Below are 1,148 nucleotides of genomic sequence, written 5' to 3'. Positions count from 1 at the left end.
ATCAATGTGTGTGGCTTCCATATCGTAGAATTCTTCTGCAAGCATCATCCCGATCCGAATATGCCCGACATTTTCTCAGATGACGACGGCATGTTCAGGTTTGAGAAACTCAAAGAAGTTTGTCGTAGTATCGTAGTATAAATGTAGAAAGAGTCTTTTATCAAACCTTCTACACATGGTAATCCTTTTTCTTTCACCGCGTTATCCTTTATTGTAGTTATGTAGTAAGATAATATCGGTGAAAGAAAAAGAAAGGTTTCAGTTATCTATCTTGCCGACTAAGAATATCGGTGTGATGATATTTGCCGGGCGGTGTATTTCTCTACAAATATACTTTCTGAACAGATAGGCTTCCGTGCTGTCCAACTGAAAAGACAGGGCAATGATGATTGAGAGCGGATAAAGCGGTGCATAACCTCTTAGCGGGCCGTTCACAAAAACTTCCTCCTCACCTGCATCTCTTTCGTCAGGGTGCAGGTGAGTTGTTTTGATGAGCAGTTGCAAGCGATAATTGAGCTTCTTCCACGTTACACCGAAAAAATCTACGAGTTCGCTCTCCGTCATGGCTATATCGCCATTTCCCTTGCGAACGATTTGCACCTTATCGCTCCATTCGAAATAGCTGCGGTCTCTTTTTGTTTGATGGTGATTGACGTTCATATCACTTCCTCCTTTGTTTTTTCCTTTTGATATTTACTAATCAATCTGTCCATATCCTCCGAAATCTTATTATCGGTTACCTGCGCATAGATTTGTGTGCTGGCGATAGAGGCGTGTCCCATCATCTTGGCAATGCTCTCTATGGGGATACCTGCACTCAGACTCATCGTGCCGAACGTATGCCGTGCCATGTGGTAGGATAACCTTTCTCTGATGCCACAAGCTCTACCCACGATGCTTAGCTTGGCACTCATTACACTTCGGCTGCAATAACAGGGAAAGACAAGGTTATCTGCCATTGTTTCAGTTTTACCTTTTTCTTTCACCGATTGCATTCCTCCGTTTCTCTTTTGTTCGGCTTTGCAATGTTTGATAATGACTTCGGCTATCGGATGCAGGGGCACGACAAACTCCACCTTTGTCTTCTGCCGTTCCTTGCGGATGTACTTTTGTCCGTCCGCTGCCGTTTGGATATGTCCATATTGTAC

At 43.6% G+C, this 1,148-nt stretch carries 2 protein-coding genes; both read right to left on the bottom strand.

The features are described from left to right. Nucleotides 1-258 precede the first annotated feature (258 nt). Nucleotides 259-660 (bottom strand): hypothetical protein, encoded by a 402-nt coding sequence (locus JCM15124_RS12525; RefSeq protein ID WP_024999672.1) that lies wholly within the window; start codon nucleotides 658-660, stop codon nucleotides 259-261. After that, nucleotides 657-1,148: site-specific integrase (locus JCM15124_RS12520; protein WP_024999671.1), on the bottom strand; the 492-nt coding region annotated here is incomplete at its 5' end. The genes JCM15124_RS12520 and JCM15124_RS12525, both read right to left, overlap by 4 nt.

The organism is Prevotella falsenii DSM 22864 = JCM 15124 (assembly GCF_000613945.1).
GTDB classification, from domain to species: domain Bacteria; phylum Bacteroidota; class Bacteroidia; order Bacteroidales; family Bacteroidaceae; genus Prevotella; species Prevotella falsenii.
The sequence above is the reverse complement of the archived record's forward strand: the minus strand, read 5'-3'. Positions and strand labels throughout refer to the sequence as shown.

Excerpts from the sequence above, each read along its gene's own strand:
- JCM15124_RS12525 (WP_024999672.1), bottom strand. The coding sequence starts at position 660 with ATGAACGTCAATCACCATCAAACAAAAAGAGACCGCAGCTATTTCGAA.